This is a genomic window from Listeria rocourtiae subsp. hofi (assembly GCF_963575615.1).
Taxonomy (GTDB): Bacteria; Bacillota; Bacilli; order Lactobacillales; family Listeriaceae; genus Listeria_A; species Listeria_A hofi.
Map to the genome: position 1 here is coordinate 51,477 of NZ_CAUYTL010000013.1, position 15,692 is coordinate 67,168.

The window sequence follows — 15,692 nt, forward strand, 5'->3', positions numbered from 1 at the left end:
CTCGCTCTTCTTTTAGTAGTACAAATAATGCGGCATCTGGACGCCTTTATAATATTTCACGTATTGTTTATGCTTTGTCATACCGATACGTTCTGCAACTTTCTGAGAAGCCAAATTCGTGTCTCGAATCGTGCATGTCACGAGCTCTGCACCGAGCGTTTCCTTCGCATATTTCTTACAGCCAAGTGCCGCCTCTGTTGCAAAACCTTGATGCCAAAATTTCCGTTTCAACAAGTAGCCAATCTCAAGCACTTCTTCTTCCTCCACGCATTGCATCGTCAAACCTACTTGCCCGATAAATTCACCGCTATCTTTCTTGATTACTGCCCAAAGTCCAAATCCCCAACGCTCATAATTATCCAGTTGCTTTGTAAGCCAGCGTTGCACTTCTTCTTCCGTAAAAGCACCCTCGTAAGCTATCATCGTTATATCGTCTTGCAATATCTCACACAAATCCGCAAAATCCAGTTGATCTAATTCGCGAAAAATAAGTCGTTCAGTCTCAATCATCAAAATCCCTCCAAAATCAAAAAGAGCCTCCGCATCAATATGCTCGGAAGCTCCTCTTAATTATATTACTTACTAGTGAAAATGACAATCGCATCGCGTAAAAATGCCGCAGAACCAGGTTGCTGTTTATCATAATAAGCCGTAAAGCGCTCATCATCCACGTACATCTGGGCAAGTCCCGCGTGCGCTTCTTTGCTGTAAGTATCCCAGTATGCTGATAACCATTCTTTATGCATCACTGCAACCGCTTGAGCCTTTTCACCCGCAGCATCGCCAGTCTCGTAGGCAATCTGTAAATTCGTCAAAATATCTGCCGCAAGCTGATTAATCCGCTCCATCTCAGCCTCGCTCATACCTTTAAGTTTAGCATTCGACTTATTAATTTCCTCATCGCCATACTTTTCGCGAATTTCCTCACCGTACTTTTCTTCGTTATCATCTATCATTTTTTGCTTAAAACCTGCAAATTTTTCTTGATCCGTCATTGTAATTCTCCTTTCCGAATACGCAATCGATTTCTCAACATTGCGAATCAGTTCGTCCAATTGTTTTCGTTTATCAAGCAGGTCAACGCGATGTTTTTTAAGTGCTTCTGCCTCGTCAAAATCAGGTTGTTCTAGAATTGCCTTGATTTTCTCCAAGCTCACATTCATTTCGCGATAAAATAGAATTTGTTGCAACTTATCGACCTCGGTCTGTCCGTAAATTCGGTACCCCGATGAATTAATTCGCGCCGGCTTCAAAATTCCAATCTCATCATAATAACGCAACGTCCGCGTACTAACTCCTGCAAGCTGCCCTAGCTTCTGAACTGTGTATTCCATCCGTCTCTCGCCTCCTTGATAACTCTACTTTACACCTTGACGTAACGTGAATGTCAATGACTTTTTTCAAAAATTTTTACCAATCGAAAAGCCAAGCGTACGTAATCGATAAAACCTCGCGTGGTACACCTTTTACAAGCGCACCGAATCGCGTTTTCGCAGGAAGCCCTGTTGCATCAATATTTTTCCAATCAGCTAGCATCAACGCGCGATACAAATGATAATCGCTCGTCACAATGACCGTTTTTCCAAGATCAAACATCGCTTTGCTATTCGCCAAATTCTCCTCGGTACGCATCGACTTGTCCTCAATCTCGATTCGTGATACCTCAATGCCGTGTGCTACTAAATAATCCTTCATCACGCTAGCCTCTGATGCCGTTTCATCCTCACCTTGCCCGCCAGAAACAATCACTTTTGCCGACTCATGTTCTTCAATAAGCGGAATCGCCGCATCTAACCTTTCCTTCAAAACAGGCATCGGTCGCGCCGGATCATCGATGACTTTTGATCCCAAAATCACAATTGTATCTAGGTTTGACGCTGGCATAGCCCGTGCCCCAATATATATGAAACTCAGTACGACAGCAATGTAAACAATACTTACTGCCAACAAAGCCAAAATCATTTTTTTCCATATTTGCATGCCTGCTCACTCATTCCTGTTCGATCATCTGTTTATGCGAACTTGCAAAAATTCGAATTATCACGTATCCAAACATAATCCCAGATACATTCAAAAAGAGATCTCCTGTATCAAAATATCCTACATGTAACGCATATTGCAATCCTTCCACGATAAAAATCAAGATTCCCGCTGAAAACAGTGTCATCAGGGGTGATAATTTCTTCATCAAGAAACCAATTGGTACAAAAGCAAGCACATTTCCAATTGTAATCACTCGTAAATTCCCAGCAAGAAAAGTATCCACAAAACCAAATGTATCCATCGAAAATCCTTGCGCACCAGACGCTTTCCCAAAAAGAAGCCCCATCATAATTGCAAAATAAATCATATATGTCAACACGAGCAACGTCTTATTAATTTTCCAATTAACTAGCTGCACCGCGCTAAAATAAAGCATCAGCGCCGTCACTCCAACCGTTATATAACCCATGTGATCCACTGTATCCATCACATCTCTTAAATAAAATTGCAACCATCCTTGAAACCAAAGATAATACATCACGACTGCCGCACAAAGGGATAGCACCGGTAGAACCGTCCATATTGTTAACTTTTTCATCCTATCTCCTCCTCACATTTCTATAGTTCCTAGCATACCACCTAACAATCAAGGCTTACTAAAAATTTTTTAAAGAAATGTTAAGGTTTTGAAATAAAAAGAAGCTAGCGCGAAACCAGCTCCTTTAGTATTAATAACAATCCCAATTATACAATACATTTGAAAAGTCTTTTCGTTTCAAATCCTCCAAATTAATAAAAAAGTTCCCAACTCCCATATCGCCCCACATAATTTTATCATCTGAATCCAACTGAAACAGCAACGTGTCGTGATACTCTTTTTCCTCACCTAATCGCGGGTCCTCTTGTGTGAAGAAGGGATAGCCACCCAACTGACTACTGCTACTATCTAATTCATATAACCTGTCTATTTTATCCTCATCTTCATCAGTCCATTTATCTAGCAACTCATAAAAACTAGCACCGTAAGCTTTCTCAAAATCATAACTTTCTTTCAACACTATCTGTTTTGCAAGCACTCCTTGTAAACAAAATTCACCGTCCACAACCGGAAAAAGTTCTGCATCTACAGAGTCAAATAGCGCATCCTGCTCTTCAAGAGAATAACTAGGATCATCGAACTTTTCAAAATACAAAACACGAAAACCATTTTGCTTCGTCTGATCATCAAAATCAAGTCCAGTTAAATCATCCAAATAATCAATATAAAACGCTAATAAACCTGCTTCTGGAAACCCTTCCAAATGTGGCATTTCCGAAAAATTAATTTGTGCTAAAAGAGTCAAAGGATTACCATTTTTATTTTTTGGATACGCCATTGTCTTAGGAAGATAGCCACGCCCTCCCGCCTTACTAACAAGCAATCCAAGACTATCTGCTGGCTCGCAAGACAATGATATACGTTCTTTTTCCGTTGCTAAGATACCGTTTGCAATTTCCCGTGTTACCAATTTCTCTAGTTCTTCTCTTAACATATTTGAGCACCTCTTTTTTATAGGATAGCTACATCTTAACATATAATAAAAAACTTTCAATAAGGGTTCAAACCTTCACATATATGTGCTAAAATAAGCAACAATACCAAAAGGAGTGATTGAAAATGGAAAGCTTTAATTACCTATTAGTGGAACATCAAATCATTCAAACCAAACGGCTAGTTCTGAGACCAATTACACTCGCTGATGCAAAAGATATGTTTGAATACGCCTCCGCTGATGAAAACACCCGTTTTGTTTTTGATACACATCCGACAATTGACATTACACGCCAAAAAATAGCTGAATTCTTCGTTGCGGCCCCTATTGGAAAATATGGCATCGAAATCGTCGAAACTGGCAAATTTATCGGGACAATCGATATTCGAATTGATTCAATGAATCGTAGCGGCTGTCTCGGTTATGCCTTAAATAAAGACTATTGGGGGAACGGCTATATGACCGAAGCAGGACTCGCCATTCTCGATTTAGCCTTTCAAACGCTACAACTAGAGCGTGTTTTCGCGATGCATGACGTACGCAACCCCGCCTCTGGAAAAGTAATGGAGCGCTTAGGAATGACCTATGAGGGCACCCTTCGAAAAAGCCGCCACGTGAAAGATGAATTCGTAGACGATGCTTATTACAGCATTTTAAGAGAAGAATACCTAGCTAAATAAACATGTGCTGGATATGAGACTGTGATATGAAAAAACTGTCTAAACTGGAAAAAATAGTAGAATTTTTTCTAATGTCTAATGAAGCCCTAAAAAAGACCTCTCAGCGTGTCGACAAACGCTCATTTTCGTCGTTAAAAACTCCGTTCCAGTGCTCACGTACTCTAGTACGCTCCGCGCTGGTACTCCCTTTTGCCTAGAAACTAAGCATTTGTCGACACGCTGAAGTTTAGTGGGAAATCATGTGAAGCAGTTTTTCTACAGTCTGAGAGGCCTAAAAAAGACCTCTTTTTTATCAATTAAAACTATCTCCAACTTCTTTCACCATCTCCGAAACAGACTCCAATCCGCCGCCAGAAAGGTACCAATACTCTGGGTTCAAGTAAACAACGTGCCCATTCTTATAAGCATTTGTCTTCTTCACAAGGTCATTTTCTACTACCGATTTCGCCGATGACTCCCCACCAATCGCTGCACCACGATCAATCACATACAGATAATCAGGATTTTTTTCTGCGATATACTCCGATGAAATACTCTGACCATGTGTTGATGCTTCAATTTTTGGATCAGCTGGTGTCACGCCTAGTACATCATGAATCAACCCAAAACGTGAGCCAGGTCCATATGCACTCATTTTGCCATCGTTGGCTAGAATTATCAGCCCTGTTTTCCCCGCCGGCACGCTTGCTTTCACATCTGCAACTTGCTTATCAATTGCCTCCAATTGCTTTTTAGCCTCATCCTCTTTCCCAAAAATACTCGCTATCGTGTTCACATTCGCATGAAACGACTTCATATAATCCGCCGTATCCACACCTTGATAAATCGTTGGTGCAATATCAGAAAATTTATCATAAGAATCGGATTGGCGACCAGAAATAATATTCAAATCCGGCGCCGCCTCGTTTATTTTCTCAAAATCAGGTTCTTTTAAGCCGCCAAGATCCGCATATTTATTACCTGCAAAAGCATCTAAATACTTCGGCAAAGATTGTTTCGGCAAACCAACAACATTTTTAGACAAATCAAGTGCCTGCAACGTATCTAACGTTCCAAAATCAAAAACAACTACCTTATCAGGATTTTGCTTCACTTTCGTTTCCCCAAGTTCATGCTTAATCGTCAGTTCTTTCGCTGTTTTTTCTTCATCCGCACTCGTTTTTTCGTCCGTCCCGCAAGCAACCGCAAATACTGCCAACAACATTAACATTGCAACCATTAATAATTTCTTCATCTACTTCAACCACCCTTATTTATCTATTTTTGAACCTATTATTCCGTGTCATGCCAACTGTTTCGCACCTCACCTCCTTCATTTAAAGTACACGCCAATCCGATCATTATTAATTAGCGAAATCGGAATCGGCATATCAAAAACACGCGACAACACATCCTCCTGAATTATATCCTCCGTCCGCCCATTCGCTACAATCGCCCCATTTTTCAATGCCACAATCGAGTCCGAATAACACGATGCAAAATTAATATCATGCAACACCAACAATACTGTCTTATCCAACTCGTCCACTAAGCGCCGCAACAACCGCATCATCTGTACCGAATGCTTCATATCTAAATTATTTAGCGGCTCATCCAGCAAAATATAATCCGTATCCTGCGCAATAATCATCGCAATATAAGCCCGCTGTTGCTGACCACCACTAAGCTCATCCAAATAACGCGATGCCAAATCCTGCAGCTCCATATAATTAAGCGCCATTTCAATAAACGCCTCATCCTCTTTATGTAACCTTCCTTTTGAATGCGGAAAACGCCCAAATGCAACCAAGTCCCGCACCGTCAAACGCATCGTCATATGATTGCTCTGCTTCAAAATCGACAACCGTTTCGCCAAATCATCAGACTTCCAATCATCAAGCGCCATGCCATCTACCAAAACCTCACCATTATCCGCTTTCATTAACCGCGCGATAATCGAAAGCAATGTACTTTTTCCCGCGCCATTTGCTCCAATAAATGACACAATCTGTTTTCCAGTAATTGCCAAATCAATTGCTTGAAGCACCGTCTTTGTCCCATAATTTTTGCCCAAATTCCGCACCTCAATCATAATTTTGCCCCTCTCAAAAGTAAGTACAAGAAATAAATGCCACCGCATAAATTGATAATCACACTAATCGGCGTATCAAAATGAAACACCCGTTCCGCTAACAACTGCCCGCCAACAAGCGCTACCAAACTTATCAAACTTGCCCCAACTAGTAACGTCACATGTCGATGCGTTTTCAAAAACTGATATGCTACATTCGCCACAATCAATCCTAAAAACGTAATCGGTCCAACAAGCGCCGTCGCAACAGAAACTAGCACCACAATAATGAGTAGCAATTGCTTCACGATTTTGTTATAGGGAACGCCCAAATTCACCGCATGATCCTTGCCAAGCGCCAACACATCTAAATACTTCACAAATCGTAATAAATAAAGCATTGCCGCAACGAAAATAAGCACCGCAATTAGCAAAATCGACGTGTTCACATTATTAAAACTTGCAAACATCTTATCCTGCACAATCTGGAACTCATTCGGATCAATCAACATCTCCATAAACGACGAAAAGCTACCAAAAAAAGTCCCGCATACAATCCCAACTAGCAACAAGAAATAAATATTTCGCCCATTCCGCTTAAACATCAACCAATACAGCACAAGCGCAAACCCCATCATCAAAATCACCGACAAGAAGAAATTCCAGCGCCCACTCCCAGCCCTCATCAAAGCTTGAGAACCAAAAATAAACACGAGCGACGTCTGCAATAACATGTATAACGAATCCAGTCCCATAATCGATGGCGTCAAAATTTTATTCTGCGTAATCGTCTGAAAAATCACTGTCGAAACTGCAATCGAAATCCCAGTGAAAACAATTGCAACAAGTTTTGACGATCTTAACTCCAACGCAAAAGCCGGATTTCCTCCCATGAACAAAAACAAATAACTCGCCACCAAAATCACAACTATACACGCTAAAATCAAATTTTTACGCATAAACTTTTCTCCTCATTAGCAGATAAATAAAAATCGCGCTCCCAATAATACCCACCATCAAACTAATTGATACCTCATATGGATAAATAATCACCCGACCAAGCACATCACAAAACAGCAAGAAAGTCGCACCAAAAATCGCCGTATCAAGCAAAGTGTTCTTTATATTATCCCCGCGATAAATCGACACAATATTCGGGACAATTAATCCAAGAAAAGGTATCATGCCAACCGTCAACACAACAGCTGCCGTAATAAATGCTACAATCACCAACCCAATCCGCATGATCGCTTTGTACGACAATCCCAAATTCCGTGAAAACGTCTCGCCCATCCCCGCAACCGTAAACTGATTTGCATACAAATACGCAATGACAAGCAATGGAATCGCAACATAAAGCAATTCATACCGCCCTTTTAACACCATCGAGAAATCTCCCTGCAACCAAGAGGAAATATTTTGAATCAAATCAAACTTATAGGCAAAAAAAGTCGTAATCGAACTGAGAATACCACCAAACATCAGACCTACAAGCGGAATAAAGATCGTATCCTTAAATGGAATTCGCTCCAAAATGTGCATGAATATAAATGTCCCAAGAAGTGCGAACAAGAACGCTACCCCCATCTTCACCAGAGGACTTGCCGTCGTGAAAACAAGCAAAGACATCAGTATCCCTAGTCTCGCGGCATCCATTGTTCCTGCCGTCGTTGGCGAAACAAACTTGTTCTGAGTCAAACTCTGCATAATCATCCCACAAATACTAATACCAGCACCAGCCAAAATAATGCTAATAAGCCGAGGAATCCGACTTATCAAAATAATATCCCATTGTTCTTTCGTCAAATCAAAAATATGTAAAATAGAAATTTTCTGTACACCGACAAAAACAGAAAGTAGCGCCAATAACAGAAAAACAATAATAAGTATCGCCCTCTTCAAGCAATCACCCACCTTTATAATTGAGAATGATTTTCATTATCGTTTATAAAACCTATTCTAATAGATAGAATCATGCTTGTCAAGGTCATATTACATATAGAAGCAAACAAAAAATGCCTCTATTTTAAGAGACACATCTACGCTTATTTTCTATCCCACAATCCGTGTTTTAACTCTACCTTCTTAGGGTAAGGAACACAAAGGAGGTTTTAAAAAATGACCAATTCTAAGAAAAGTCAGACCTCAGAAGCGATTCAAACACCAAAAATCAGTGACGCTTTTCCACATGACAAAGAGAAAAAACCGTTCGCCGATAATTTACATGGGAAGCCACATCAACAAGTGCAGGACTCCCATCAACAATTCCATCGTAAAATTCTAAAGTAAAAATACTAATCTCCAAAGGTTTAGTTTACGACCTTTGGAGATTTTTTGTCCGTATTATGTTATTTTGCGCCTTTTCTCTTTTTCCTCGCTTTGTAATAATTAAAACAATACACCATCAAGATTCCTGCTACAACCGAGCCTAAAATCACGACAATAAGAGGCCATTGCACTGTCCAGAATAGTAATTGAACGTCTACTGTGCCCATATTGGTTGTCCCAAACACGATAATCAAAATAGCGATAATAATCCCGACTATTACTTGCCACTGCACCTTCATTGCACTCACTCCTTCTATGAATCTACTCACTTATAAGTATACCCACTTTAGAACGCAAGTGTCCATTATTATTCGATAACTTCACTAGAAAAGAAATGTTCACAAACTTGAGAAATTCTAAATCCCGAAAAGCATTGCACAACAACGCTTGCAAATACTAATTAAAGCACTCATTTCATAGCTTGATATAACTTTGTCCAACTTTACCATTTCAAAACTGGACAAATTAGCAATATGTTTGTATTGCTTATATGCAAGCGTAGTCATAGTATAAAGATATACAATGACTATTAACAACAAAAGAATGAACGCAAATGCAACTTTCAATCGGGAAATTTTCTGCGAAAGGAAGAAACATAATGTATCTATCGGCACGCTCCCGTATCATTTTAGAAAAAATCTTGGCTGTTCCTGATGACATCTCCATTGCGCAACTCGCGTCAGACCTAGATGTCAGCGAAAGGACCGTGCGTCGCGATTTAAAAGAAGTCGGTGAAACGCTACAGGACTTCAAACTAAATTTAGTTAAACATGGAAGTAAGCTTACAGTCACCGGCGCATCTATCCATCGTGAACGCATTCAAAAGAACATATTAGATCTCGTCAATAACGAATTTACACCTTTTGAAAGGCAACAAATTATTTTGCGAGTGCTCTTAAATGAGTCTGAGCCTGTAAAATTGATTGCGCTTGCCAACGAACTTTCTGTCACTGTTGCGACTGTGAGCAGTGATTTGACGCGCCTTGAAGAAGATTGGAATGGTAAAATCCATATCAAACGAAAGCGTGGCATCGGCGTTGAACTTGAATCTTCCGTCTTAGAAAAGCGTGAACTCCTCGGTGAACTGCTAGTAATGACGGTTCCAAAGATTAAGCTCTACAGAATGTTTAGCGATATTCTAGACGATAACAATGCAGCGATTGATGAGCGAATTGCTGATTTCATCGACATCTCGCTTTTGCAAATGTGCGATCCTATAATGACGAAATGGTTGAAAAAGCTCTCCTATGAAATTAGTAATGACTCTTACATAAATGTGCTCACCTATCTCATGATTACGATTCAGCAAATTCCAAAAGGGAAAATTATCGCAAAAACCGGCGGCAATCATGTATTCCTCCAAGAATATCCAGAATACGACATTGCAGAACGAATTTTACGAGATTGTTTACCTGATTTTGCGGAAATTCCCGATAGTGAAATTGCAGAGCTAACGATGCTAGTCCTGGAATCTGAAATCCGTCGTGGCCAAGATGTTTTTTATCGCAACGAAAAAGTACAAGCTATTCGAATCGCGAAAAAGCTAATTTCCCGTGTTGCTAAAGAAATCAATACACCGCTATCGCAAATCACGGTTCTAAAAGGGCTTACCGAACATATCCAATACTCTATCATCCGATTGAAGAAAAAAATGCCGATGAGCAATCCACTACTCGAAATGATTAAAGCCGAATTTCCGGATCTTTTTAAAATCGTTCATAACGCTGCGTGTGACGCTTATCCATTTACAGAAATTCCCGAAGAAGAGACTGGATTTATCGTTCTCCATTTCGAAGCAGCAATTATCCATTCTGAAAATATGCGACCATACAGTGCGCTCATCGTAACATCTCGTAGCAGTGGGATTAACACTTGGCTCCAAGCTCGCTTTAGGAAGCGCTTACCTAAATTAAAAAAAATGAAATTCATCACACCAATTGACCTCATGAAGGAAACCAATCTGGAAAAATACGATATGATTCTCTCCACATCTCACTTGGAGAATTTCACACACGATTATCAATTTATCAGCATTTTTTTCACGAATAATGAAATCAATGCTATCAACAAAAAGCTCGAAAAAATCGCAAATCGTAAGCAAAATGAAGCTTTCCCGATGGATCCCGTGACAACGACTGATTTTGAGACAGCATTATCAAGCTTGACTGCTATGCAAACCTATTACCAACTAATTATTTCACTAATTAAAGCGACTCATTTTACAGCGAGTAGCGTAATGACACGAAATTTAGAAGACAATCTCCGCGCCTTCAGTCAAGAAATGGCTCATAGAACGGGGTTCGTAGCCGATAATCTCTACAATAAACTGAACAAACATGAAAACAAGCGTAAAGTCTTAGCCTGCGGAACAAATACAGCCATGTTTCTTATCAATACGGAGGTGGAAACGGCTTCGATTCACGTCTTCAATTCGAAGCATAATTTAGAAATGCATATCGCATCAGAGGGCAAAGTCAACATTACAACCATTCTCGTTTTCCTACTTCCAAACACATTATCCAGCGAAGAAATCGAGATTTTCACCTACTTAATTACAATGTTGACAGAAGATGAAATCGCTAGCACTAAGATTGAATCCGACAATCCAGCAAAAATTAAAAATCTGATTTTATCGATACTTCAAGAGTTTTTAGAACAGAAAAATATCAACCATATCGTGACCGATTACTAATCTTATTTTGGCATTACCGCGTCGTCCCTGCTATCAAACCCCATCCGATGCTAGGACACGTGATAATATATAATAAATTTCTTAGGAGGAATCTCTTACATGACAGTTTTAAAAGACTTTCTAGAACCACAATTACAAGCATTGCGAGATCACGGACTTTACAACACTATTGATACCGTAGAAGGACCTAATGGCGCAAAAATTAAAGTAAACGGTGCTACGTTAATCAATCTTTCTTCCAATAATTATCTAGGTTTTGCAAATGACGACCGTCTGAAACAGAAATGCATTGAAGCGACCGAACAATATGGCGTTGGAGCTGGAGCCGTCCGCACGATTAACGGCACGATGACCATCCATGATGAACTAGAAGCAAGGCTCGCAGAATTCAAACATACCGAAGCCGCCATCGCATTCCAATCCGGTTTCAACTGTAACATGGGAGCAATCTCTGCCGTTATGACAAAAAAAGATGCTATCATTTCCGATGAACTGAACCACGCGTCTATCATAGACGGTTGCCGCCTCTCTGGTGCCAAAGTATTGCGCGCCAAACATCAAGATATGGACGATCTTCGCCGCGTCGCCAAAGAAGCCACAGAAAGCGGTCAATATGAGAAAATTATGTACATCACGGATGGCGTTTTTTCTATGGATGGCGATGTTGCCAAAATCCCTGAAATCGTCGCTATTGCAGAAGAATTTGGCTTAATTACTTATGTAGATGACGCGCACGGCTCAGGCGTAATGGGAAATGGTGCTGGAACTGTTAAACACTTTAATATGTCCGATAAAATCGATTTCCAAATGGGCACATTATCCAAAGCAATTGGTGTTGTAGGTGGCTATGTTGCAGGTTCACAACAGCTAATTGATTGGCTCAAAGTGCGCGCTAGACCATTCTTATTTTCCACATCTTTAACACCAGGAGCCGCTGCCGCTTGTATCGAAGCTATCGATATCATGGAGCATGACCCAGAGCGCATGGAAAAGCTATGGGAAAATGGCACCTACTTAAAAGCTGGATTAGCGAAATTAGGTTTTGACATCGGACACTCCGAGACACCAATCACACCGTGCATCATTGGCGACGAAAATCTGACACAGCAATTTTCTCGCCGCTTACTGGAAGAAGGAGTTTACGCGAAATCAATCGTCTTCCCAACGGTTCCAAAAGGTACTGGGCGCGTTCGAAATATGCCAACCGCAGCCCATACGAAAGAAATGCTCGATGAAGTATTAGCAACATACGAAAAAGTAGGAAAAGAACTTAAAGTTATTTAACCTAGCTGGGAGAAAGTGATTTCAAGCACACTTTCATTCCCTCCTAGAACAAACCATTCACTCAAAACGTGTGATAAAAGAACAAAAAAGAGCAACTGAGTGTACATTCTTCCCAATGTGCACCCAGCCGAATACTCTTTCTAACACCAAACTTAATTATACCACTAAAAAAACATATATAAATACGATTTCTAATACAATGGAGGTTTTTTTAATGAAAAAAGTACTTATTACTGGTTGTTTAGGTCAAATTGGCTCTGAATTAACGATGCGTCTACGCGCTGAAAATGGTGCAGATAGTGTTATCGCAACAGATATTCGCCGCATCACTGGCAACGAAGTTATTGAAAGCGGTCCTTTTGAAATTTTAGATGTTACCGATAAAGATAAAATGATGGATATCGCGCGAGCATATGAAGTTGATACAATTATTCATTTGGCAGCATTGCTCTCTGCGGTTGCCGAAGAAAAACCACAACTTGCATGGAACCTTAATATGGGCGGCCTCGTTAATGCTCTAGAAGTAGCTCGTGAACTCAAACTAAAATTCTTCACTCCTAGCTCGATTGGCTCGTTCGGACCTGGTACGCCAGCCGATAACACGCCTCAAGACACATTACAACGTCCAACAACGATGTATGGTGTTACGAAAGTGAGCGGCGAGTTACTTTGCGATTACTATTTTCAAAAATTTGGTGTAGACACACGCGGTGTTCGCTTTCCTGGGCTTATTTCCTATAAAACACTTCCGGGTGGCGGAACAACTGATTATGCCGTAGATATATACTACGAAGCGCTTAAAAACAAAACTTACACCTCGTTCATTGATAGAGGAACAAAAATGGATATGATGTATATGCCAGATGCTATCGACGCTATTATCAAACTTATGAGAGCGGAACCAAATCGCTTGATTCACCGAAACGCATTTAATATTACTGCGATGAGCTTCGAACCAGAGGAAATTGCTTCGTCAATTCGCAAGTTTATTCCGGATTTTGAAATGAAGTACGATGTCGATCCTGTCCGCCAAGCCATTGCAGATTCATGGCCTGACTCACTAGATGCAAGCTGCGCTAGAAACGAATGGGATTTTAACCCGCAATATGACCTAGACCGTATGACAAAAGATATGCTAGAAAAGCTGACAAAAAAGCTAGAAAATGATACAGTAATAAGGCATTAATAAATTTCTATTTTTAATAAAACAACTGTTGCGTAGGGATTGGAGTTCAAGGGAGCCCCAATTCCTGACAACAAGCGAGGGGAAAACATATGGAAAATCAGAAACTAAAAAAAGAGATTGGCTTTTTTACTGCACTAACCATTGTTATGGGAACTGTTATTGGTTCAGGTGTCTTCTTTAAACCTGAGGCAGTTTATTCTGCAACAGGAACTGCGAGCCTTGGCTTACTAGCATGGATTCTCGGCGGCATCATCACCATTTGTGGAGGGCTAACCGCAGCCGAACTTTCCGCAGCAATCCCGCAAACCGGTGGAATGATGATTTATCTTCAAAAAACATATGGCAAATTAACCGCATATTTACTTGGTTGGGCGCAAACCGTCATCTACTTCCCGGCAAATATTGCAGCACTATCTATCATTTTTGGAACACAAGTCGCTAACCTTTTTGGAACAGGAGACGGCATCATTGTTCCAGTAGCCATAGCGGCTGCCGCATTCATCATGCTCATGAATTTTATCGGAGCAAAAGTTGCTGGATCATTTCAAGCAATCACAACAATATGTAAACTCGTACCGCTTGTCTTAATTATTATTTTTGGACTCTTTCATCAAGGGGATGTTGCATTCCGCCTATTCCCAATAAGCGTTGAGGACCACCCATTTTTGACGAGTTTAGGCTCAGGTCTTGTAGCGACTATGTTTGCCTATGATGGTTGGATTCACGTTGGTAACATTGCTGGCGAAATGAAAAACCCGAAAAAAGATCTACCGAAAGCTATCGTGTTTGGGCTAACAGGCGTTATGTTGGTATACTTATTGATTAATATCGCCTACTTATTCGTTATGCCTGCTGCTGCACTCGCTGCCACAGCAACACCAGCATCCGATGTTGCAAATATCATTTTTGGCTCAATTGGCGGTAAATTAATCACAATTGGAATTCTAATCTCTGTATTTGGCACTATTAATGGCTACACAATGACTGGGATACGTATCCCATACGCGATGTCTCTAGAGAACCAACTACCATTTAGTAATTGGTTCAAGAAACTTGGTGCTAAAAGTAGCGTTCCTTACAACGGCGGAATCGTGATTCTACTAATCTCTATCATCATGATTTTCAGCGGTGGATTCAACCAACTAACCGACATGCTCATTTTCGTTATTTGGATTTTCTATACGCTCACATTCATCGCAGTCTTTGTGCTACGAAAGCGAGAACCAGAACTTGTTCGGCCATACAAAGTCCCACTATATCCTGTCATACCAATTATTGCAATCCTAGGCGGTGCCTTTATTGTGCTAAACACCTTGTTCACACAGCCGATGAATGCGGGGATTGGACTTGTACTAACAGCGATTGGACTACCAATCTATCTCTATAAAAAGAAAAAAGGACATTTTTCTGAATAACAGTAGCAAAAGCATTGGAAAGTGGTGTAATAACCTGTTTTCAATGCTTTTTAGCTCTATAAAATGATATATATTCTGTGAAAATCGGTTTTCCGATAAATTCATAAAAACTAGAATCATGCTATACTAATCAAGTCGCTATCACACTTTTTCGCGTGCTACTAACGTGAAGGAGGTGTGAACATGACACGCTATAAACAAAATAAACAAAGACGACGAGAGCAAGAACAATTTTTCATTAGAGGCTTGATAACCCCCTTATTTATTGGAATTGTACTAGCTATTGTCAATTGGTTACTGAACCGATTTTAGGCGACAAGAAACCCCACAAGGTGATAAAGCTTGTGGGGTTTCGAATTAACACGCTATAAACTTATGTCTCTAGTATAACATCAATTCGGTTTATAGACAATCTTTTTTGAGGCATTAATCTACATTCCATATCATTCTCTTAAAAATTAATGCTTAATCGAGTAGGAGGAGCCGTTAGGCTCCGACCTCTCACACCACCGTACGTACCGTTCGGTATACGGCGGTTCAAT

Annotated in this window: 17 protein-coding genes; 7 read left to right on the forward strand and 10 right to left on the reverse strand. The window is 40.4% G+C overall.

Going from position 1 to position 15,692, the window contains the following annotated elements; genetic code table 11:
* Positions 1-12: 12 nt before the first annotated feature.
* The 5 genes from R8925_RS07710 to R8925_RS07730 form a co-directional block, all read right to left on the reverse strand.
* Positions 13-510, reverse strand: a complete 498-nt coding sequence (locus R8925_RS07710; protein WP_430535308.1) for a GNAT family N-acetyltransferase — start codon at positions 508-510, stop codon at positions 13-15.
* A gap of 65 nt (positions 511-575) precedes the next feature.
* A complete protein-coding gene (locus tag R8925_RS07715) occupies positions 576-1,334 on the reverse strand; it encodes a MerR family transcriptional regulator (RefSeq protein WP_430535309.1) in 759 nt (252 codons plus the stop codon).
* Between the two features lie 76 nt (positions 1,335-1,410).
* Positions 1,411-1,980: a YdcF family protein gene (locus R8925_RS07720; protein ID WP_430535310.1), complete on the reverse strand. Its 570-nt coding sequence runs from the start codon at positions 1,978-1,980 to the stop codon at positions 1,411-1,413.
* 10 nt (positions 1,981-1,990) lie between these two features.
* Complete coding sequence (locus tag R8925_RS07725) at positions 1,991-2,581, reverse strand: VanZ family protein (RefSeq protein ID WP_430535311.1); 591 nt, start codon at positions 2,579-2,581, stop codon at positions 1,991-1,993.
* 130 nt (positions 2,582-2,711) lie between these two features.
* Complete coding sequence (locus R8925_RS07730) at positions 2,712-3,515, reverse strand: YwqG family protein (RefSeq protein WP_430535312.1); 804 nt, start codon at positions 3,513-3,515, stop codon at positions 2,712-2,714.
* Between the two features lie 125 nt (positions 3,516-3,640).
* Between R8925_RS07730 and R8925_RS07735 the strand changes: the two genes are divergently transcribed.
* A complete protein-coding gene (locus R8925_RS07735) occupies positions 3,641-4,195 on the forward strand; it encodes a GNAT family N-acetyltransferase (protein ID WP_430535313.1) in 555 nt (184 codons plus the stop codon).
* 292 nt (positions 4,196-4,487) lie between these two features.
* On the opposite strand, the gene R8925_RS07740 is transcribed toward R8925_RS07735, so the two are convergent.
* The 4 genes from R8925_RS07740 to R8925_RS07755 form a co-directional block, all read right to left on the reverse strand.
* Entirely contained in the window at positions 4,488-5,429 is a 942-nt protein-coding gene (locus R8925_RS07740; RefSeq protein ID WP_430535314.1) for a siderophore ABC transporter substrate-binding protein, read from the reverse strand.
* Positions 5,430-5,507: 78 nt separating this feature from the next.
* Positions 5,508-6,266, reverse strand: a complete 759-nt coding sequence (locus R8925_RS07745) for an iron ABC transporter ATP-binding protein (RefSeq protein WP_430535315.1) — start codon at positions 6,264-6,266, stop codon at positions 5,508-5,510.
* Positions 6,263-7,204: an iron chelate uptake ABC transporter family permease subunit gene (locus R8925_RS07750; RefSeq protein WP_430535316.1), complete on the reverse strand. Its 942-nt coding sequence runs from the start codon at positions 7,202-7,204 to the stop codon at positions 6,263-6,265. Before R8925_RS07750 ends, R8925_RS07745 begins: the two co-directional genes overlap by 4 nt.
* A complete protein-coding gene (locus tag R8925_RS07755) occupies positions 7,197-8,147 on the reverse strand; it encodes an ABC transporter permease (RefSeq protein ID WP_430535317.1) in 951 nt (316 codons plus the stop codon). The genes R8925_RS07750 and R8925_RS07755 overlap by 8 nt, the downstream gene beginning before the upstream one ends.
* A gap of 216 nt (positions 8,148-8,363) precedes the next feature.
* On the opposite strand from R8925_RS07755, the gene R8925_RS07760 reads away from it, so the two are divergent.
* Entirely contained in the window at positions 8,364-8,534 is a 171-nt protein-coding gene (locus R8925_RS07760; RefSeq protein WP_430535318.1) for a hypothetical protein, read from the forward strand.
* Positions 8,535-8,593: 59 nt separating this feature from the next.
* Here R8925_RS07760 and R8925_RS07765 read toward each other — a convergent pair whose 3' ends face one another.
* Positions 8,594-8,812, reverse strand: a complete 219-nt coding sequence (locus R8925_RS07765; RefSeq protein ID WP_430535319.1) for a lipopolysaccharide assembly protein LapA domain-containing protein — start codon at positions 8,810-8,812, stop codon at positions 8,594-8,596.
* 359 nt (positions 8,813-9,171) lie between these two features.
* Between R8925_RS07765 and R8925_RS07770 the strand changes: the two genes are divergently transcribed.
* The 5 genes from R8925_RS07770 (at position 9,172) to R8925_RS07790 (ending at position 15,462) form a co-directional block, all read left to right on the forward strand.
* Positions 9,172-11,265, forward strand: coding sequence for a BglG family transcription antiterminator (locus R8925_RS07770; RefSeq protein ID WP_430535320.1), 2,094 nt, complete (start codon positions 9,172-9,174; stop codon positions 11,263-11,265).
* Positions 11,266-11,364: 99 nt separating this feature from the next.
* The gene (locus tag R8925_RS07775; RefSeq protein ID WP_430535321.1) at positions 11,365-12,549 is read left to right on the forward strand and encodes a glycine C-acetyltransferase; all 1,185 of its coding nucleotides are present in this window, start codon (positions 11,365-11,367) and stop codon (positions 12,547-12,549) included.
* 214 nt (positions 12,550-12,763) lie between these two features.
* Positions 12,764-13,735, forward strand: a complete 972-nt coding sequence (locus R8925_RS07780) for an L-threonine 3-dehydrogenase (protein WP_430535322.1) — start codon at positions 12,764-12,766, stop codon at positions 13,733-13,735.
* A gap of 89 nt (positions 13,736-13,824) precedes the next feature.
* On the forward strand, positions 13,825-15,150 hold the full coding sequence (locus tag R8925_RS07785) for an APC family permease (protein WP_430535323.1): 1,326 nt from the start codon (positions 13,825-13,827) through the stop codon (positions 15,148-15,150).
* A gap of 183 nt (positions 15,151-15,333) precedes the next feature.
* Positions 15,334-15,462 carry a hypothetical protein gene (locus R8925_RS07790; RefSeq protein ID WP_430535324.1) on the forward strand — a complete coding sequence of 43 codons (129 nt, stop codon included), beginning with the start codon at positions 15,334-15,336 and terminating at the stop codon, positions 15,460-15,462.
* Positions 15,463-15,692: the final 230 nt, after the last annotated feature.

Bases quoted from the DNA above. Each gene is read 5' to 3' on its own strand.
- R8925_RS07710 (WP_430535308.1), bottom strand. From the start codon at position 510: ATGATTGAGACTGAACGACTTATTTTTCGCGAATTAGATCAACTGGAT.
- R8925_RS07715 (WP_430535309.1), bottom strand. From the start codon at position 1,334: ATGGAATACACAGTTCAGAAGCTAGGGCAGCTTGCAGGAGTTAGTACG.
- R8925_RS07720 (WP_430535310.1), bottom strand. From the start codon at position 1,980: ATGCAAATATGGAAAAAAATGATTTTGGCTTTGTTGGCAGTAAGTATT.
- R8925_RS07725 (WP_430535311.1), bottom strand. From the start codon at position 2,581: ATGAAAAAGTTAACAATATGGACGGTTCTACCGGTGCTATCCCTTTGT.
- R8925_RS07730 (WP_430535312.1), bottom strand. From the start codon at position 3,515: ATGTTAAGAGAAGAACTAGAGAAATTGGTAACACGGGAAATTGCAAAC.
- R8925_RS07735 (WP_430535313.1), top strand. From the start codon at position 3,641: ATGGAAAGCTTTAATTACCTATTAGTGGAACATCAAATCATTCAAACC.
- R8925_RS07740 (WP_430535314.1), bottom strand. From the start codon at position 5,429: ATGAAGAAATTATTAATGGTTGCAATGTTAATGTTGTTGGCAGTATTT.
- R8925_RS07745 (WP_430535315.1), bottom strand. From the start codon at position 6,266: ATGATTGAGGTGCGGAATTTGGGCAAAAATTATGGGACAAAGACGGTG.
- R8925_RS07750 (WP_430535316.1), bottom strand. From the start codon at position 7,204: ATGCGTAAAAATTTGATTTTAGCGTGTATAGTTGTGATTTTGGTGGCG.
- R8925_RS07760 (WP_430535318.1), top strand. From the start codon at position 8,364: ATGACCAATTCTAAGAAAAGTCAGACCTCAGAAGCGATTCAAACACCA.
- R8925_RS07765 (WP_430535319.1), bottom strand. From the start codon at position 8,812: ATGAAGGTGCAGTGGCAAGTAATAGTCGGGATTATTATCGCTATTTTG.
- R8925_RS07770 (WP_430535320.1), top strand. From the start codon at position 9,172: ATGTATCTATCGGCACGCTCCCGTATCATTTTAGAAAAAATCTTGGCT.
- R8925_RS07775 (WP_430535321.1), top strand. From the start codon at position 11,365: ATGACAGTTTTAAAAGACTTTCTAGAACCACAATTACAAGCATTGCGA.
- R8925_RS07780 (WP_430535322.1), top strand. From the start codon at position 12,764: ATGAAAAAAGTACTTATTACTGGTTGTTTAGGTCAAATTGGCTCTGAA.
- R8925_RS07785 (WP_430535323.1), top strand. From the start codon at position 13,825: ATGGAAAATCAGAAACTAAAAAAAGAGATTGGCTTTTTTACTGCACTA.
- R8925_RS07790 (WP_430535324.1), top strand. From the start codon at position 15,334: ATGACACGCTATAAACAAAATAAACAAAGACGACGAGAGCAAGAACAA.